The organism is Microcoleus sp. Pol12B5 (assembly GCF_036701335.1).
Taxonomy (GTDB): Bacteria; Cyanobacteriota; Cyanobacteriia; order Cyanobacteriales; family Microcoleaceae; genus Microcoleus.
On record NZ_JAUBQQ010000151.1, the window covers coordinates 1 to 2,199 of the forward strand.

At 41.7% G+C, this 2,199-nt stretch carries 2 protein-coding genes; both read left to right on the forward strand.

Annotated elements, in window-relative coordinates; translation table 11 throughout:
• Window positions 1–351 precede the first annotated feature (351 nt).
• Window positions 352–765, forward strand: coding sequence for an MAPEG family protein (locus QUA24_RS27090; protein WP_333233502.1), 414 nt, complete (start codon window positions 352–354; stop codon window positions 763–765).
• 145 nt (window positions 766–910) lie between these two features.
• Window positions 911–1,783, forward strand: coding sequence for a class D beta-lactamase (gene blaOXA / locus QUA24_RS27095; RefSeq protein ID WP_333233504.1), 873 nt, complete (start codon window positions 911–913; stop codon window positions 1,781–1,783).
• Window positions 1,784–2,199: the final 416 nt, after the last annotated feature.

Consider the following 2,199-nt stretch of genomic DNA (forward strand, 5'->3'; position numbering starts at 1 on the left):
TTTTGTTACCTCTGTGGAAAAAATCCTGAAAGAATTTGGAGAAAACTATGTAATTAATTTTGTCTAGCTACTTATCTTGCACCATTGTCAAGAACAGGCTTTCCGGCCTGTTCCACAAGAAAATTCACTCTTTGTGGAACAGGCCGGAAAGCCTGTTCATAAAAAGCTTATTGAGAATGGTGCAATATCTCAGTTAGATGCTACTTTGAGCTTGGTGGGCGATCTATTCATTTCGGAAACCACTCAGAATAGAAGCATCCTCAAGCTGTTTTAGCTAAAAATGAGAACGCCAGAAGAGTGTTGATAGATAACTTTCCTAAAGTCTTAGCAGCAGTTTCGCAAGGTAGAAAGATGATGCAAATTGAACCGACAAATATGACTTTCCCTCTCTGGGGTTTAACAATTTTCATCCTGTGGACGATCGCAGTCGTTATCCTCTTGCTAGCAGTCAGGATTCGGCATCTATCTGCAGGCGGATCTCCCAAAGATTTCGGCACACAAAACGATGACAGTTTGCTGTGGCGACTATTTCGAGTACAATCCAACTTGATAGAAAACCTGCCTTTGTATTTGGGAGTTGTTTTTCTTCTAACAGTTAGGGGTGTTTCAGGAACAGCAGTAGATTTGCTGATTGTTGTGTACATTCTATTTCGGCTGGTACATTCAGCGATTCACATCGCTGGTCTCGATCCAAAGTTTCGGTTGTTCAGCTTAGTAATTCAGTTAAGCTGTTTGGTCGCGTTAACTATTATGGCAGTTGTGTAGGTGAGAAATTATACGGCACATATATAGTAGGGTGCGTCAGAGGCAAACCTTTGTTGTTTCTTACACAGCGTAAGTCAGACGCACCTTACAAGTCGATCGCCCCTGTGACATTAATGCCTGTGATTTGGCTAAATTATCGAAGTTTATGAACCGAATATATCGTGCGATCGCTGTTATTTTAATTGTATTAGGCTGCATCACTTTTATTTTAGTTCAGCCACCGAAATCAGCATTAACCGTGCCACCTCCAGTGCAAGAATCTCCACAACGGGGAGGAGATGTTACTGAGACAATGAATTTTGGACGCCACTTTCAAGAACTAGGAGTGGAAGGCTCGATCGCGATTTACGATTTAAATAGAGAGCGGCTTTATCAACACAACCCGCAGCGTAACGCTACAGCTTTTTTACCTGCATCTACATTTAAGATTCTCAACTCTCTGATTTCCTTAGAAACAGGAGTGATTTCAGATGAGCTTGCCGTGCTAACTTGGGATGGAATTCAAAGGCAAATTCCCGCATGGAATCGAGACTTGAATATGAGAGAAGCCATAAAACTTTCCGCAGTTTGGTTTTACCAAGTTCTCGCCCGCCGAGTCGGACACGAGCAAATGCAAAAATGGGTAGCTAAAGTCGGTTATGGCAACCAAAAAATCGGTAACAAAGACGATATTGACAAATTCTGGTTAGAGGGACAACTGCGAATCACACCCAACAAGCAAATTCAATTTCTCCGCCGTCTCTACAAAAATGACTTACCCTTTTCTGAGCGCTCGCTGTCTCTGGTGAAAGACATCATAATTGTTGAACAAACTCCCGATTACACAATTAGAGCCAAAACAGGCTGGGCAAATTTTGGAGAACAAACAAAGCCTCAACTTGGCTGGTATGTAGGTTATTTAGAAAAGGATAAAAATGTTTACTTTTTTGCTACAAACATTGACATCCGCAACAATAATGACGGAGCTGCAAGAATCGAGTTAACGCGCCGTTGCTTTAAGGATCTTGCGCTGCTGTAAGTGCGTTATTTGTTCTCTAATATTTGCAAAAATGCCAGCGCATCGGCTAACGGTGAGAGCCAAAACACCCATTTATGCGATGCCTGAGTTCGAGCGTTGAAACCCGAGTCTTTTAAAGCTTTTATAGCTTATGAAAAACAAACCAGTTTATCCGAAAACTTCTAGATTTCTCCGATAAAATTTGACGCATAAACGGTTATTTTGCCCCGCGTGCGTAATATAAAACCTGTGGGTATCGGCATTATTCATCTCTCTTTTCTCTTCCTCTGCGCCCTCTGTGACCTCTGCGGTTTAATCATTTCCAAAAAAAAGTCAACGATACAAGTCTTATCTTTTAAAGGGCGTTGCTGAGTTAGAGTATGAACAGGAGGGATAATTTATGCACTGCCCAGAATGTAAATCAACCCATATCCGTA

Excerpts from the sequence above, each read along its gene's own strand:
- blaOXA (WP_333233504.1), top strand. The coding sequence starts at position 911 with ATGAACCGAATATATCGTGCGATCGCTGTTATTTTAATTGTATTAGGC.
- QUA24_RS27090 (WP_333233502.1), top strand. The coding sequence starts at position 352 with ATGATGCAAATTGAACCGACAAATATGACTTTCCCTCTCTGGGGTTTA.